Here is a 16,164-nt window from a genome sequence, read left to right as displayed (position 1 = left end):
TCCTCAAATCACGTTGCTTTTAAGCTGCGTTCTTACGTTCTCAAATAGACATTGTTGTTTTGCCTTGTGCTCTACCGAGAAACGTATCAACATCACAAAGCGTATAGCTGCTTGGAATCCATTTTTTCCACTCGTTGACGACACCCAATGCATAGCAAAGTCATAAAAACAAATAAAAAAAGCGAGCCCCCTCATAGAGAAGGCTCGCATCGCTGGAACTGAAAAATGAGTTAATTCAGATGTAACTTTTTTATGCAATAAAAATAAAGACATAACCTTCACTCCGACTGAACGTAAATTCTTTATGTGTGCAGTTGCACTCACAAATTCGATCAGAACGGACATCGTTGGCCGTCTTTAAAACTTATGGTCGTCTTCGACCTGCAATTAACTAAGCATTTTGCATGCCAATTCTTTTTAAGATTAATATTAATAATTTTTTATTATTATTTTCAAATATTTAAACTAAAACATCTTTTCACCCATAAAGAATATTTAATTTTTCCTGCACTATTGCTGCTCCTCTATATGGTTTAAACAAAAATAAGTTTTGCTACAAAATGAATCGTATTTTTGCACCAATATCGATCAAAACAATGCTTTAACATAGTAAAAGACCACTCATGCCTGATTTTTTGTTTAAATTTGGATGGCACTAATCTTGCTTAAAACTTAATAACAAAAAACGCGTCGAATTGGCGCATTTTCTTAGCCTGATTTTCTGAACTTATGCCAAAACTCAAAATAGCTCTTATCGATGATGATCATGCGCGGGCCGACTATATAAAAAACAGTCTGCTTGAAAATGACTTTGAAGTGGTGGCCTGCCTTACTTTGGACCACTTAAATATTTTTCGTCTTGAAGATTTACAAGCCGATGTCATCTTGCTCGACATGGATCATCCTCATCGTGACATTATTGAAAGTTGTGTGAGTAGCTATGACCTACCAACTGTTCTATTCACTAAAAATTCAGATAAAGACACCATCAAACAAGCAATAGATGCAGGTGTAACGGCTTATATTGTAGACGGCATAGACCCTGCCCGCTTACATACCATTTTAGAGATTTCAATTGAGCAATATAAAAAACATAAAAAGCTCGAAGGTGACTTAAAAGAAGCTCAAACCAAACTGGCAGATCGTAAAGATGTTGAAAAGGCCAAAGTGCTACTCATGCAACTGCATGGCTTACCTGAAGATACAGCTTTTCAATTACTCAGAAAAAATGCCATGAGCCACCGTATAACGATTGGAGAAATGGCACGGCGTTTACTTGACGCTCAAAAATTACTAAATGATCAACTAAAGGATGAATAAATGAGCAAATTAGAAAAGACTCAATTGCAACTCGGCTATATTCCTTTACTTGATTGCATCGCTTTACTGTGGGCAAAGCAGCAAGGTTTCTTCGAAGAAGTCGATTTAGATGTTACCCTAGTCAAAGAAGCATCATGGGCAAGTCTACGCGACCGTTTAGCTTTTGGTTTATTAGATGCTGCACATTGTTTATCTGCTATGCTACCCGCTGCAGCTGTGGGTGCAGACCAAATTGGTATTGCACTGCAGACCCCTCTTATTTTAAGTAAAAACCGTGCCTTTATTAGCTTAAGCCAAAAATTAACTCATCAACTGGCTATTCAAGAAAACGATAATGTACAAGCTACAGCCCAAAAAGTGACGAGCTACATTAAAGAAGATAATGCTCTATCCTTAGCCCATGTATTTAAACATTCAATCCATCATTATTGTTTAAGAGAATGGCTCGCTTTAGCAGACCCTAAAATAGCTCAAACGCTCAAACTCAAGGCACTTCCACCACCGTATATGGTCGAAGCTTTAGATAACCATGTGATTGATGGTTTTTGTGTGGGAGAGCCGTGGAATACACAAGGAGAACTTTTAGGCTTAAGTAAAATAGTTTGCTCAAGTCAGGACATTATTCCCAATGTGGCAGATAAAGTTCTCGCAGTAACTCAAGAATGGGCTGAACAACACTCTCAAACCTTAGTTGCACTTACGGCGGCAATTATGAAAGCTCAAAAAGAATTGAGTAATTTAAAAGATTTTACACCTGTCTTAAAGTTATTGGTCGAGTACGAGATTGTCCGATTTCATTGTTCTGAAGAAGTGCATGTTGATAAATACTATATGATTCAAAATATTGTAAAGCACTTGGTTAAAGAAAATGCTGCCCCGCAACCAGAAGACTTTTATTGGTTATTTGAACAAATGCAAAAATGGGAAAAACTTCAATTAGCTCCTGCTCAAATCATAGAACTGAGTACACAATGCATTAATCTCGATTGCTACAATCAAGCCAAACTCTAAAAAAACTTAAGCACATTATAAAAAAAAGCTGTCTTTTTAACAAAGACAGCTTGAAAGACCCATAAGACAAATGCGTTTTACGCATTACTATATTTAAAGGACTCAACTCATCCATTAAATATAGTTCTTATGCTTCCGATCATAACCAACTAAAACTTATCATTTTCAGACATTTCCATATCAATAACTGACAACTCAGCAGTCTTGCATCCTTTTTATAATTTCGACGAACAACCTGAACTCCCCTAGATATTAGTCTGTAATTTTGTTAACTTGATTATGTTACAAATTCAAAATATGTATTTTGGATTAATAAATTGGGGGCAAAGAAATGATGAGAGAAATCTCACACCGCGAAGTTTATGCACTGGTTGATATTAACAATTGTTATGTCAGCTGTGAGCGACTTTTCAACCCTAAACTTAATGATAAACCTGTAGTTGTTTTATCTAACAACGATGGCTGTGTTGTTTCACGTAGCGAAGAAGCAAAACTTTTAGGTATCAAGATGGGAATACCTTGGTTTCAAATTGAAAAAGATGCTTTAAAAGCTGGTGTTCAAGTTTATTCAAGCAACTACACTTTATATGCCGAGATGTCTCGTCGCTTTTTTGCTGTCCTCGGTGACTTTTTCTCTCCAGATGACTTAGAAGCTTACTCTATAGATGAATGCTTTATTCATCTCACCCCTTACCTTCAGTCTATTGATATATCAGATTACTGCAGTGAAGTGAGAAACACCCTCCTAAAATGGTTAGGCTTACCTTGTTGTATTGGTATTGGATATTCAAAGACACAAGCAAAACTTGCCAATCACTATGCTAAGAAAATTAAAAGTTTTAGCGGAATTTGTAATTTTATCACCTTAGATCCATTAATTATGGAAGATCTCATGCAGCACACATCAGTCAAAGAAGTGTGGGGAATTGGCTATCAATTGGTCAAACAACTACAAAGTTATGAAGTGTACTCCTGCCTAGACTTAACTTTTGCCAATGAACACCATATGGCAAAAGCATTTTCTGTGGTCATGGCACGTACCATTCGTGAGCTAAAAGGCCAATCCTGTATTCAACTTGACGATCCCGCTATTCCGACTAAACGGATTTTAGCATCACGAAGTTTTGCTCAAGCTTTATCCAGTATTGAGATTATTAAACAAGCACTTATCTTTCACCTTAACCGGGCACATCGCCGTTTAATGAAACAAGAACAACTTTGTGCCTGTGTTCAAGTTATGCTTTATGAAAAAACCGACAAACCACCCTATAAAAAAGCCATTTCTCAGGCTATCGGTCTTCATTATGCAACAGATGATTTATGTATACTAACAAAAGCCGCAATGCAGCAAATCGATGTTTTATATAAAGAAAATAAAAGCTACATAAAAATTGGCGTGTTATTTTGTGGTCTACATGCACGTCAGCAACATATTGATGATTTATGGCAGCCTTTAGAACTTATTCATCAAAGACAACAATTGATGGAAACTTTAGGTACAGTCCGTAAGCGTTTTGGTAGTCATTACTTACAAGTCGGCTATCACTCACGTAACCCATCTTGGCAAATGAAACAATGCCATCGCTCAAAAAATTACCTAACTCGCTGGAATGAAATGTTAACGATTGAAGATGCTCACGACCTCGTTACACAAAATACATGAACTGTTTTTGTCAATTCGGTTTAAAATAAGCTCCGTTAAATTACTTGAAATTTTGTCATTTTTTAACATTGCTAATTCGTCGCAAAATTTACAATATATAAGCCGAATTTGGTGTACCCTTTCTGCGACAATTAAAAGAAATTATAAAAAACTTGTAGAAACATATGCCATAATAAGCAAACTTTGCAGACATCTTGCAAAGATTATTTGCAACTTTAGAGCTGGAGCAATCTGAATGAGTTCGACCATTTTGGTAATTCATGGACCGAATTTGAATTTGCTGGGAAAACGCGAACCAGAAGTATATGGTCATCTTACCCTAGACAATATCAATCAACAACTTATTGCTCAAGCTGAACAAGCCTCTATTACACTAGATACTTTTCAAAGCAACTGGGAAGGTGCCATTGTTGACCGTATTCATCAGGCACAAACAGAAGGCGTAAAACTGATTATTATTAACCCTGCTGCCCTCACTCATACTTCAGTTGCTTTACGCGATGCCTTACTGGGCATTGCTATTCCCTTTATAGAAGTACATTTATCAAATGTTCACGCACGTGAAGCTTTCAGACATCATTCTTATTTATCAGACAAAGCAATTGGCGTGATTTGTGGTCTAGGCGCAAAAGGTTACAGCTTTGCTCTCGATTACGCTATTGAAAAAATTCAACCATCTAACCCAAACTAGTTCAGGAATAGTCGCCCATGGATATCCGCAAAATTAAGAAACTCATCGATTTAATGATTGAGTCTGACTTGCAAGCGATTGAAGTTAAAGAAGGTGATCAATCGATCGCTTTAACTCGTCGCAATCCTGTCGTTGCTGCGGCTGGTGTAGCACTTCCGGCAGCTCCTGTTGCTGAAGCACCTGTTGCAAAAACACCACGTGGAGCAGTTGAAACTTCTCCTATGGTTGGTGTGTTCTATGCTGCTCCAAGCCCAGGCGAAGCACCATTTGTTAAAGTAGGTCAAACAGTATCTGCTGGTGAGACTTTGGGTATTATCGAAGCAATGAAAATCATGAACCCGATTGAAGCAACTCAAAGCGGCGTGATTGAAGAAATTTTAGTGAAAAATGGTGAAGTGATCCAATTCGGTCAACCTTTATTCCGTTATCGCGCGTAATACCTCGGGGACAACTATGTTGCAAAAAGTTTTAATTGCAAACCGTGGTGAAATCGCTTTACGAATTACCCGGGCTTGCAAAACATTAGGAATCAAAACTGTCGGTATCTATTCAGATGCTGATAAAGATTTGATGCATTTACGTTTCGTTGATGAAGCAGTATGTATTGGTCCGGGTGCAAGTAGTGACAGCTATTTAAATATCCCGGCAATTATTACTGCTGCAGAAATTACTGGTGCTGATGCAATTCACCCAGGCTATGGCTTTCTTTCAGAAAATGCCGAGTTTGCTGAAATTGTAGAAAGCTCAGGTTTCACATTCATTGGCCCTCGCCCAGAACATATTCGTTTAATGGGTAATAAGGTTTCTGCAATTGTTGCAATGAAAAAAGCTGGTGTACCGACAGTACCGGGTTGTGACCATGCAGTAACTATCCACAATGCTTTAGCTGAAGCGAAAGAAATCGGTTTCCCGCTTATTGTTAAAGCGGCAGCTGGTGGTGGTGGTCGTGGTATGCGTATTGTTGAACGCGTAGATACATTACTTGAGTCAGTTCAAGCAGCTCAACGTGATGCAGAAATGTGGTTCGGCGATGATACAGTGTACATGGAACGCTTCTTACAAAAACCTCGCCATGTCGAAGTTCAAGTTTTAGGTGATGGTAACGGCCATGCGATTCATTTATATGATCGCGACTGCTCATTACAACGTCGTCACCAAAAGGTGTTAGAAGAAGCTCCTGCTCCAAATCTACCAGAACAAGCACGCGCTGATATTTTACAAGCTTGTGTTAATGCATGTCAGTTAATGCAATATCGTGGTGCTGGTACATTTGAATTCTTGTTCGAAGACGGTGAGTTCTTCTTTATTGAAATGAACACTCGTGTTCAGGTTGAGCACCCTGTAACTGAAATGGTGACTGGTGTTGACATTATTGAACAGCAATTACGTATTGCAGCTGGTTTAGGCTTAGAGCTTCAACAAGAAGATATTGAAGTTCGTGGCCATGCCATTGAATGTCGTATCAATGCTGAAGATCCAACCACTTTCTTACCTTCACCAGGTAAAATTGAAAGTTTTTATGCGCCAGGCGGTGCAGGTATTCGTTTAGATTCTCATATCTATCCTGGATATAGCATTCCACCTTATTATGATTCAATGATTGCAAAATTGATCTCTCATGGTAAAAATCGTGAAACTTCGCTTGCCCGTATGCGTCAAGCGTTAGACGAAATGATTCTTACAGGAATTAAAACCAATATTCCTTTACATAAAGATCTTATCTTGCAAGATAAAAACTTCTGCGAACAAGCAATGGACATCCATTACCTTGAAAAACACTTGTTGAAAAAAGTGGAAGAAGAAAAGAAAGCTGAAACTGCATAATATGTATAATAAAAAAAGCCTCTTACATAAGAGGCTTTTTTTATTAATTCAAATTTATGGCAACATGCGACGTAGTGTTGCAAAGCATTGCTCGCCTTTAGCAGTTGAGCAGAAATTGATAGTATGGTCATTTTTCCATTGCACAAAATACTGGGAAACATCACCAGTCTGATCTTGCTGCTGACCAGAACAATCAACTTTATTATTATCAAACTTAATCTGCATCACTAGAGCTGATAACTGCTCTTTAGGGTCATCAGATGGTTGATATTCATAAATACCATATGACCATTCTTCACCGCTTTTAATCACCACATCATTACTACTACGGAAATTATAGTACTCTACACATTTTTTATTATTTGGAATCTCCATTCCCCACAATCCCATAATTTCAGGACGCGTAACAATACGTATAGCGTTAGGATTACTAGCAGTGCGTACGGGCTGTTCCGTTGGCTGTTGAGTCACTGTCTCAGCCATAGCAAAACCAGAACAAGCCAATAATAATCCCATAATATAAATATTTTTCATAGATTTATTAATCATTAAACGCATGGGTTTAAGTTAGCACATTTTTTTAGAAAAACATTGTTTCATAACCATATAAAAACAATATTTTTCAACCGTAACGAACCGATACTTCTCATCAAACAATTTTTATCTTTAACTACTCATCCCTAACAATTTTTAGCAACATTTGATTTAAGAAGCTGGCTTTTCAATCTGTTTAGGTAGCCAAAATACAAAGCACAAACCTAGAAGCACTACTAATGCAGCAATCATAAAAATATACTCACCAGTAAGAATTTTCCAATAATGACCAGCTAGAATACTTCCAAAGGCAACTCCAAGTCCCCACATGGTGCTATAAAAAGCCTGACCTCGACCTTGCTGCCCTATTGAAAAGTTCTGAAAAATGAGACGCATTGCAATAAGATGAAACAAGCCAAAACTAAAAGCATGTAAGCACTGTGCAAATAACTGACCTATAAAATAATGAGAGAAGAGAGCCACCAACAACCAGCGTATGCTTGTTAAAACTAAGCACATGGCAACAAGACTACGCCACGAAAAATATTTAAAAAACGTAGCGGCATATGCAAACATCACAATTTCAGCAATCACTCCCATTGCCCATAAAAAGCCAATTTCAGTGGTACTGTAATTTAAAGATTTTAGAAAATTGCTATAAAAACTATAAAAAGGGGCATGTGAAAAAAGAAGAATAAATTCAATAGTAAAAAAAGCAGCAACTTCTGGACGCTTTAACACAGGCAATAAAGGTTCTAAATGCTTTTGTGAAGTAGGAGCCCCTTCTGGTTCACGAATCGTAAAAGCCCAAATAAATGCAAGCGATGCTATTATGAGTAATAAAATAGGCAACATAGAGATTGGAATAATTTCTAAAATTGCACCTATGGTAAACACACCTACAATAAAACCGACCGATCCCCATTTTCGAATTTTTCCATAAAGTTTTGCCCTTTGGTCGCCCAACCAAAATAAGGTTACCCCTTCAAACTGAGCCAAAATTGCATTTTGGAAAAAGCTAAAAATAAGCATAAGTAAAGCGACAGATTGAAATGTATTGGGAACTATAAAGATAGCCAACCATATACAAGCTTCCATCCAAGTTGCGAGCCGCACCAAAAGCATTCTTTTACCAGATTTATCTGCGATCCAGCCCCAAACTAAAGGCGCAAAGAATCGCGTCACAATAGCAATAGATGATAAGATACCTATCTGCTGATAATTAAACCCTTGATCTTGAAGATATAAATTCCAATACGGCATGAATGTGCCAACGATGGAATAGTAAAAAAAGTAAAATCCACCGAGTCTGGTTTGAATTGTAAGTGATGGGAGCAACTGATAAACCTTATATCTTCAATAAGTTAGAATTTCAGATAATTGTATGTATATCTACATTAGCCTTACTCGCAACTCAACAATCTACACACACAACCTCAAAAAGATGCATCATCAATTGCATATTAAGTAAGAATACACATCAATTTACTGACCGGCGCAATTCTATCATCTAGATAAAAAACTAATAGCTTTATTGCTTTTTAAAATACAAAGCATAAAGCTATCACTATCAATCTTTAATCAAATTTTAATCTCACTTCTTCAATTTTTAGGTCTAGATAATCAATTTATTAAAAGGCTTTTATGTGAAAAGTTTGGCTATAGATAATTAAACAATGGGTAACTTTATTTAAAAGTAGATATACTTCACGCCAAAGTTTGTTCGATACTTCTCAAAATGCCTAACACCCCTAGCTTTTGGCGCAGTCTTTTCCGTCTCGTACATATTTACGCTGGTATTTTTATTGCCCCATTTATATTTATTGCGGCATTTACAGGTCTTCTATATGCAGTTACTCCTCAGATAGAACAATCTATCTATAAAGATGCACTATATGTTCAGCCTTTAAATAAAGATATGCACCCACTAAGCCAACAGGTTGAAGCAGCAAAAAAAGCGATGCCCGAATCTGCACAAATTACAGAAGTTAGGCCGGCACCAAGTTCCATACAAACAACACGAGTCATTTTTTCTGATAAAGCTCATCATTTATATAACGAAGCTATTTTTGTAGATCCTTATACCCTTTATATCAAAGGTCAGCTTGCTGTATATGGAACCAGTGGAGTATTACCATTTCGCACATTCTTAGATCAATTGCATAGTAATTTATTACTTGGAAAATGGGGACGTTTTTATAGTGAACTTGCAGCAAGTTGGCTCGGCATTTTAACTCTGACCGGACTATACAGTTGGTGGAAACGTCGTCAAAACTTCAAAATTACACAAACGCGGAAAAACTATTTATTAAAGTGGCATAGTTCTATTGGCTTGACCTTATTACCACTTTTATTGTTTATTGCGATTACGGGCCTTACATGGTCCCAATGGGCCGGTGATAATATTCGTATTGCTCGTCAGTGGCTAAATTGGCAAACGCCAACCTTAGCCACAACTTTAAATAATGCGCCATTACCAAAAATGTCTCATGATGAGCATAAAGAACATCATGGTATGGTCATGGAGACTTCGAATTTAGAAATCATGCCAACCGAATTCGATTCTGTATTAGCAATTGCTAGAGCAAATGGAATTCATTCAGCACAAATACAAATCAAACCTCCTGTTGATGTAAACCAAGCTTGGACTGTTACTGAACTACAGCGCAAATGGCCAACACAGGCAGACAGTGTGGCTATTGATATACATCAACACAAAGTCATCGATAAACTAGCTTTTAAAGATTATTCATTATTTGCAAAACTTACACGTTGGGGAGTCGATGCTCATATTGGCGTATTATTTGGATGGGTCAATCAACTAGTACTCGCTTTATATGCACTCGGGCTATGTTTTATGATTATTTATGCATATAAAGCTTGGTTTAAAACCTCTAATTTAAAAATTACGACTAGCCATTTTGTAAGCCAAACTTTATTGGTCTGGAAGCGCGCAACCAATCAACAAAAAATAATCACGGCCCTTACATTTATTATTTTAGCAATTATTTTGCCCATTTTCGGATTTAGCTTATTAATCACACTAGTGATATTACTAATACGAAAACAAAGCTCTTTAAACACTAACTAAAACTCATGATACTTGCCAACTCACCTCCTTACTTTAAGTGAATAGTGAGTTGGCAAGTAACTAATAAGTCACCGTAACAACTATACTATCTGAATAGTTACCAGGTGTACTTGAAATAGCTGTTCCTTGTGGAATTTTTCCATATACATTTGAAATTTGACTAGTGCCAGATCCTGTCTTTGACACTCCTCCAGAACCACCCACAGCAGTTATACCCCCTGTAGTATCCCACACTGTACTATACGCAGTATCTTTATATAACTGATAAGGAATGTATTGACTGCTTCCATTGGTCATACGTCTAAATCCACCGCTTATACGATTATTGCCGTCCCCCAAGTAAATGCTATAAGGTGTTCCATTGTTGCAAGTTGCATTAATCGCACCTTGAGCCGTGTAGTCACGACTTGTTGTACCAATATCACCAATATTGCCAAAATCGACATTTGATGTGGAATCTAACTGACAGAAACTTGGTACTACATAGTTAGCTGTAATCGTCATATTACCCGAGTCCCAACCACCGCCACTATCACCCTCACATACACTGCTTGAATTTGCTTGCATGTCCCAAAATACTTGAACGGAGCCAATATAAGTCCCTACCGGATAGGCTGTTAAAGAGCCCGATCTTGCTGGAACTTTAATACTTACTGAGTAACTAATAATATTATTTGGTGCCACCGTAGTAACAGGACCATACCAAAAGTTTGAAGTTTGATTTGCAGTAGAAGAACCTGCTCCGCCTACAGTTGCAATAACCGTATAAGGTAATGAAACATTACTATTTGAAGTAGTTGCTCCAGTAAATACTGTCTTCATGCACATATATCTTGATATTTGAGCAGTACTCCCAACATTCGTACACCGAATAGTTCCAGTATAAGTAATGGTAGCGTCACTATTAATCGTTGCTGCTGTATAATTATAAGTACTATTTGTGGTTCCAGTTACCGTACAGCCAGCATGTGCTGAACTAAAAAAAGCATAAAGCACAAATAACAGTAAACTAGCTAAAACATACTTTAAAGTAGATGAAAACTTTTTGGCTAGCATGTAGGAACTATGACTTACAATACTTATTGACATACATAAGGCCCCAATTTTTTAGCACTGTATTGCTGACTTTCGTAAGTGAAATTAACTTGACATGAACCATGATCAAGAAGGTCTATTTCAAGTTTATTTTGCTTTAATAGGTTTGGAACGAAGACCTCACCATCATAGCCCACTACGGCATCTTGTTGTCCATTAATTCGGACGCTATAACCCGGTAACAATGGCGAGTTATTTTTATCTACAACTTTGGCTAATCCTGAAACAACTCGATGAGCACCAAAGTCAACTAAAGTTCCTTGGCGATAGCCCACAAGTGCTGTTCGATTGGTCGTTGTCACATCCCATTCCAGTGGTAAATAAGATGGGTCTAGATAGATATGATGAGATTGATACGGTCTTAAATTCGCAATTAAGAATCTTCCCGACTTATCAGTTTCTCCTAAATTTACTCCACCATTTATAATCTGGCTTTTCGGTCCGGCATTGGTGACAACAGCATAACCATCCCCTATTTCATTGGCCGCAAATATACGTCCTGCCGCCGCAACCAACGATCCTGTCGCTGAAAGTGCAACCTGGTCATTATCCCCAATTCGGTTATAACGACCTGTCAGGTACGCAGCTCTTGCTCGGTACGAACCATAGATCGATGCATTGTTAGTATGTGCATCCTGATCTCGCTCTACATATCCACCCCATCCAAATGAGCCAATTTGTGGATCACTAAATCCATTTACTTCTTGTCTATACGTTGTTTTACCACTGTCATTAGAAAAACTTGTTATTGAATTAACTTTTGTAGATGGCGTATAGCGCAGCGCAAAGTAAATGCCATAGTCCTTATGGTTTTCATAATCTTTATAAGCTGAACTATAAAAACCCCAGTTCTTGTTTAAACTTCCGCTTAAGTTCGCAGACAGTAACTTATACGAGTTATCACTGTACTTGATCTGGTTATAACCGACATAAACACCATAGCCTGCATAAAAGTTATAGTTAATCCCTGCCCTAATAATCTCATCTGCCAGCGCGCTATAGCTAAGATAGTTCTGTGGTTCAGAAGTAATCTGGTTATCTTTTAAATAGCGAATTTGAGATACACGGGCCAGATCAAAGTAGTTATCAAATACTTTGCGGTAACTTGTGTTAAATGAAATGTTCTTGCTAATACGCCCTTCTAAACCAACCAGAGCCGAATAGCCGTTTTCATCCTTATACTGGCTTGCTGCAAGGTCAGCATTGATAACACCCACACCAAACAAGTTCTTGGCGAAACCTGTGCCCACGTTGGAAAGACCATCTGTGGAAGCCTCTGCACCACCGCTTAAGGTCATTGAGTTGCTATAACCATAACGAATTGCACCAGAGGCAAAGGTGGCATCATCATAATCGTTTGAGTACAGCCCATAGTTGTAGCGTGGAACCCCAACATCTACTGAAAACTCATTTATACCTTTTGCTAAAATCTTGGATGAAAAGTAGTAAGGTTTTTTAGTAATGATTTGCTGACCTGTGGCATCAGTCGTCACCAGTGTGACTTCATTTCCTGAAATAAACGGCAGCTGCTTAATGTCAAATGGGCCTGACGGAACAAGTCCTGAATAAATCTTTTGCTGGTTAACGTATAAGTCCAGTGTTGAAGGCAGTGCTGCCGAACCGGAAAATTGCGGCAACGCCGAGGTAACAATATCACCACGCTGGGTATAGGCACTCGACCACTGGAAACCGGCAAGACGTACACTACTGCCCCAGTCAGAACTGTTGGAAACAAAGTCACCTAGGGTATATATCCTGACTTTTTCAGGGTCTACATATTGCCATTTACTTTCCAGACGCACCCACTTCTCATGGCTATAGCTCGTTTCATTACTACCGTTATATAAAACGCCTGATGAAAAATTACCAAGGGTGCTGTTGAAAATCCCTTCTGCTGAACCAGAGAAAATACTCTCATCATTGGTTATGGTGTGGTACAGGCTATAGTTCAGGATTGCAGCATTTAAGGGTTTCATTTTTAGCAAACCAGAACTAGTAGTTTGCTGACCACTTAACTCAACTGAGTAACCAGTTAACATGCTGGCGGGAACTTGTAAGTTTAAAGATTGCTCATTTTCCAGATATTTAAACTGGATTCCTTTAAGTTCATTAATACACACCCATTGGCTATCTGGAATATGCTCATCCATTTTTAGCCTTAAAGCTTTTAGGTCACGGGCACGAACATATAACTTTTTATCTTGATCTTGGTGTACCGATATTAAATCAGTAGATGTATTAGAATTGATCGAAATATTTAGAAATAGCTGAATATAGCCTTTATCAGAACCAGATGCCTGAAAAGCGGAGTTTGTTACTTCAGGAATATTGGGTAAAGCAGCATTGGTGTTATCTTGTAATGATTCAGCAAAAGCATGAATCGGCAAGTACATAACACATAAAGCACTTACGAGATATTTCATATGTGCCTCTTTAAAGAGATGCTGGCTTACCGTTAATATTCAATGAAATATTATACTTATGATCAGCTTGAAATTTAAAATCAGAACTAATATTAAAGTTTCTTGATTTTCCGGAAAGAATATAACCATTTACGGTATTTACTTTAATCGGATAACTTTTGTTTGAAGTAGTATCTACTAGCGTTAAATTATTTAACAGTGCATGGCGATTGCCAATATTATTAATGGAAAGATAAGCACTATTTTGTTCTTGTTGTATTGACCAAGTCAGCTTAGTCATCGCATCTTTATTGACTACAAACACAGGCAATGATGAGCGAAGCAATACATTTACACCTTGAGAAGCTTTTCGGCTATCAATAGGCTTGGGTAATTCATCAATAATAATACGGTAGGTTTTTTCACCAGAAATTGGTTCCGGCTTAATTCTAACTACTCGTAAATTATAAGAGTCATTAGGTTTTAATTTTAAAAAAGGTGGGCTAATTGCAATATCATCTGTAGGAATTAATTGATCTTGCCCAGCATTTTGGGTCCATTCAAATATACGTACCTGTAAATCAGCACTTTCATTTGACTGGTTATACAAGCTAATTGAAGATGCAGTCTGATCACTCAATATTTCAACATTTACAGGAGAAAGACGTATTGAGGCAGCATTTAACATACTAGGCAAAAATAATAATAAACTTGTAGCAACAAAGATATTTTTTCTCATGATTTGCCCAGAATTACTTTTCTCAAATTAAACTTAAGCTAGCTCTTTCAAATAAGAGCTAGCGTCAACAATGAATAGAACTTATTTAAAATTAATAAGTAACAGTCACAGTCACAGTATCAACATAACTACCTGCACTTGGCAAAGTTGAGCCAGCAGGAATACGGCCATACACGTTCACTGTTTGTACTGCGCCAGTACCTGTACCACTATAGGCTGTTGTTGAAATACCGATTGCTGTTGCACGGTTAGTGTCAGAGAAAAGGTTATAAGGGATATATTCGTTACTTGTTGCACCACCAATCATACGGCGTTGAGTTGTTTGAGCATTTTTGCCTGCATCAAAAGCTAAAGTCCATGGCACAGTATTGTTACATAACACTTTAATAGCTGTACCGCCCGTAGTAGTCGTATCTGCATCTACATTGTTAGCAAGAGAGCTTAAAGTACCAAAATCTAAAACTGCATTAGCAGTTGTACCCGTAGCTGATGTATTCAATACACAACTATTTGTAATTGTTGCTTTAACAGTTAATGTACCTGTAGCCGTTGCAGCATTTGCGACATTGATAGACATTAACCCCATAGCAATTGCTGTTAAACCGATGAGAGATTTTTTCATGATTGAAAACCTTTTTACATTACGCCAATAAGAATTAATAGATGTAAAAACTAGCCTTCCCCAATCCAATCACTAGCTTTTCTGACTGTTTTTTCAAAGCGTCTTTTTTTTTACTCTACTGTGCGCGCATCATACAAAAAAACAACAAAAATGCTGATATTAGTTTCATTTTAAATATCTATTAACAATTCAAAATCCGATGGATTTCTCAATTATGTGTTTTTATATGGTCTATACCACTTTTTGTAGAAATTTCCGGTAATTTTATTCACTTTTTTATTAGTTTTAATAAAAAATCATAAAATTTCATTAGGGTTTGTTGACATTTACTGTTCATAATTAACCCTATAAAGGTAGCCATAAAAATATACAGGCTAAAGCAACAGAACTTTGATAATTTCTTTTGAGCTTGTCATATCGAGTAGCTATTCCTCTAAATTGCTTTAATCTACAAAACATATTTTCAACTAAATGCCTGATTTTATATAAATACCAGTCCATATGGTCATTGTTCGATTGGCTATTTGTTTTCTTTGGTATATTCGCTTTAGTCCCTGTTTTCCTGATCTGTTCACGCAGTGGTTCTGAATCATAGCCTTTATCTGCACATACCACTTTTGTCTCTTTTAAATCTAATGTTGATATTAAATCAGGTGCAACTTTAACATCATGTGTGGTTCCATCGGTAATCATGAAATCAATAGGATTGCCATGTGCATCAACAATCAAATGTATTTTTGAGGAGTTTCCTCCTACACTTTTAGAAATAGATTGATTCGCTATGCCGGCAGAATGTTGATGAGCACGTACATGAGAGCCATCAATAAAAATCCACTCCATATCGGGGCATGAGGCTAGTAATTTGAATAATCTAAGAAACTTACCGCTGCTTGACCAACGATTAAAACGTTTGAAAATAGAGTTTGAATGACCAAAACAGCAAGGAATATCTCGCCACGGACAGCCTGTTCTAATTCTATAGAGAATAGCTTCAATAAAATTGCGTAAATTTGAGTTGTGGTGAATGGATAAATTACGCAGAATAACTTTCAACTTTTGCCAGTGTTGATCTGTCAGCATGGTACGAGGCATAGCGAATAGTAAAATTGGGTTTGGCGATTTGATTTTACTACTTCGCTATTTTTTTAAGCTAAAAGTGTCAACACACCCTA

At 37.3% G+C, this 16,164-nt stretch carries 14 protein-coding genes and 1 pseudogene; 7 read left to right on the top strand and 8 right to left on the bottom strand.

Going from position 1 to position 16,164, the window contains the following annotated elements:
- Positions 1–3: 3 nt before the first annotated feature.
- Complete coding sequence (locus tag MKL35_RS12185; RefSeq protein WP_002049585.1) at positions 4–345, bottom strand: hypothetical protein; 342 nt, start codon at positions 343–345, stop codon at positions 4–6.
- Between the two features lie 384 nt (positions 346–729).
- Between MKL35_RS12185 and MKL35_RS12180 the strand changes: the two genes are divergently transcribed.
- From MKL35_RS12180 to accC, 6 genes are all read left to right on the top strand, one after another.
- The gene (locus MKL35_RS12180; RefSeq protein ID WP_001125253.1) at positions 730–1,320 is read left to right on the top strand and encodes an ANTAR domain-containing response regulator; all 591 of its coding nucleotides are present in this window, start codon (positions 730–732) and stop codon (positions 1,318–1,320) included.
- Positions 1,321–2,331, top strand: a complete 1,011-nt coding sequence (locus tag MKL35_RS12175; RefSeq protein WP_032012100.1) for an ABC transporter substrate-binding protein — start codon at positions 1,321–1,323, stop codon at positions 2,329–2,331.
- Positions 2,332–2,665: 334 nt separating this feature from the next.
- Positions 2,666–3,994, top strand: a complete 1,329-nt coding sequence (locus tag MKL35_RS12170) for a Y-family DNA polymerase (RefSeq protein ID WP_270913824.1) — start codon at positions 2,666–2,668, stop codon at positions 3,992–3,994.
- Between the two features lie 235 nt (positions 3,995–4,229).
- Positions 4,230–4,685 (top strand): type II 3-dehydroquinate dehydratase, encoded by a 456-nt coding sequence (gene aroQ, locus MKL35_RS12165; protein ID WP_106479784.1) that lies wholly within the window; start codon positions 4,230–4,232, stop codon positions 4,683–4,685.
- A gap of 17 nt (positions 4,686–4,702) precedes the next feature.
- Complete coding sequence (gene accB, locus MKL35_RS12160; RefSeq protein ID WP_000354611.1) at positions 4,703–5,122, top strand: acetyl-CoA carboxylase biotin carboxyl carrier protein; 420 nt, start codon at positions 4,703–4,705, stop codon at positions 5,120–5,122.
- 16 nt (positions 5,123–5,138) lie between these two features.
- Entirely contained in the window at positions 5,139–6,509 is a 1,371-nt protein-coding gene (gene accC / locus MKL35_RS12155) for an acetyl-CoA carboxylase biotin carboxylase subunit (RefSeq protein WP_002049609.1), read from the top strand.
- A gap of 54 nt (positions 6,510–6,563) precedes the next feature.
- Here the strand turns inward: accC and MKL35_RS12150 are convergent, their stop codons facing one another.
- Positions 6,564–7,067 carry a hypothetical protein gene (locus MKL35_RS12150; protein WP_002049607.1) on the bottom strand — a complete coding sequence of 168 codons (504 nt, stop codon included), beginning with the start codon at positions 7,065–7,067 and terminating at the stop codon, positions 6,564–6,566.
- 147 nt (positions 7,068–7,214) lie between these two features.
- Positions 7,215–8,381 (bottom strand): MFS transporter, encoded by a 1,167-nt coding sequence (locus MKL35_RS12145; RefSeq protein WP_199983349.1) that lies wholly within the window; start codon positions 8,379–8,381, stop codon positions 7,215–7,217.
- A 400-nt stretch (positions 8,382–8,781) separates the two neighbouring features.
- Here MKL35_RS12145 and MKL35_RS12140 point away from each other — a divergent pair, with 400 nt between their 5' ends.
- Positions 8,782–10,134 carry a PepSY-associated TM helix domain-containing protein gene (locus MKL35_RS12140; RefSeq protein WP_032012103.1) on the top strand — a complete coding sequence of 451 codons (1,353 nt, stop codon included), beginning with the start codon at positions 8,782–8,784 and terminating at the stop codon, positions 10,132–10,134.
- Positions 10,135–10,194: 60 nt separating this feature from the next.
- Here the strand turns inward: MKL35_RS12140 and MKL35_RS12135 are convergent, their stop codons facing one another.
- The 5 genes and pseudogenes from MKL35_RS12135 to MKL35_RS12115 form a co-directional block, all read right to left on the bottom strand.
- Positions 10,195–11,223, bottom strand: a complete 1,029-nt coding sequence (locus MKL35_RS12135) for a Csu type fimbrial protein (protein WP_106465550.1) — start codon at positions 11,221–11,223, stop codon at positions 10,195–10,197.
- A complete protein-coding gene (locus tag MKL35_RS12130; protein WP_081404507.1) occupies positions 11,214–13,622 on the bottom strand; it encodes a fimbria/pilus outer membrane usher protein in 2,409 nt (802 codons plus the stop codon). Before MKL35_RS12130 ends, MKL35_RS12135 begins: the two co-directional genes overlap by 10 nt.
- A gap of 40 nt (positions 13,623–13,662) precedes the next feature.
- Positions 13,663–14,370: a fimbrial biogenesis chaperone gene (locus tag MKL35_RS12125; RefSeq protein ID WP_004708276.1), complete on the bottom strand. Its 708-nt coding sequence runs from the start codon at positions 14,368–14,370 to the stop codon at positions 13,663–13,665.
- 91 nt (positions 14,371–14,461) lie between these two features.
- A complete protein-coding gene (locus MKL35_RS12120) occupies positions 14,462–14,992 on the bottom strand; it encodes a Csu type fimbrial protein (protein ID WP_017393381.1) in 531 nt (176 codons plus the stop codon).
- A 326-nt stretch (positions 14,993–15,318) separates the two neighbouring features.
- Positions 15,319–16,084 (bottom strand): annotated as a pseudogene (locus MKL35_RS12115) (IS5-like element ISAba31 family transposase).
- Positions 16,085–16,164 lie beyond the last annotated feature (80 nt).

This window comes from Acinetobacter sp. AOR41_HL (assembly GCF_027854645.1).
GTDB classification, from domain to species: Bacteria; Pseudomonadota; Gammaproteobacteria; order Pseudomonadales; family Moraxellaceae; genus Acinetobacter; species Acinetobacter nosocomialis.
Note: the sequence above shows the minus strand (reverse complement) of the source record. Positions and strands in the feature narration are given on the sequence as shown.

Bases quoted from the DNA above. Each gene is read 5' to 3' on its own strand.
- MKL35_RS12185 (WP_002049585.1), bottom strand. From the start codon at position 345: ATGTCCGTTCTGATCGAATTTGTGAGTGCAACTGCACACATAAAGAAT.
- MKL35_RS12130 (WP_081404507.1), bottom strand. From the start codon at position 13,622: ATGTACTTGCCGATTCATGCTTTTGCTGAATCATTACAAGATAACACC.
- accB (WP_000354611.1), top strand. From the start codon at position 4,703: ATGGATATCCGCAAAATTAAGAAACTCATCGATTTAATGATTGAGTCT.
- accC (WP_002049609.1), top strand. From the start codon at position 5,139: ATGTTGCAAAAAGTTTTAATTGCAAACCGTGGTGAAATCGCTTTACGA.
- MKL35_RS12135 (WP_106465550.1), bottom strand. From the start codon at position 11,223: ATGTCAATAAGTATTGTAAGTCATAGTTCCTACATGCTAGCCAAAAAG.
- MKL35_RS12150 (WP_002049607.1), bottom strand. From the start codon at position 7,067: ATGCGTTTAATGATTAATAAATCTATGAAAAATATTTATATTATGGGA.
- MKL35_RS12170 (WP_270913824.1), top strand. From the start codon at position 2,666: ATGAGAGAAATCTCACACCGCGAAGTTTATGCACTGGTTGATATTAAC.
- MKL35_RS12175 (WP_032012100.1), top strand. From the start codon at position 1,321: ATGAGCAAATTAGAAAAGACTCAATTGCAACTCGGCTATATTCCTTTA.
- MKL35_RS12180 (WP_001125253.1), top strand. From the start codon at position 730: ATGCCAAAACTCAAAATAGCTCTTATCGATGATGATCATGCGCGGGCC.
- MKL35_RS12140 (WP_032012103.1), top strand. From the start codon at position 8,782: ATGCCTAACACCCCTAGCTTTTGGCGCAGTCTTTTCCGTCTCGTACAT.
- MKL35_RS12125 (WP_004708276.1), bottom strand. From the start codon at position 14,370: ATGAGAAAAAATATCTTTGTTGCTACAAGTTTATTATTATTTTTGCCT.
- aroQ (WP_106479784.1), top strand. From the start codon at position 4,230: ATGAGTTCGACCATTTTGGTAATTCATGGACCGAATTTGAATTTGCTG.
- MKL35_RS12120 (WP_017393381.1), bottom strand. From the start codon at position 14,992: ATGAAAAAATCTCTCATCGGTTTAACAGCAATTGCTATGGGGTTAATG.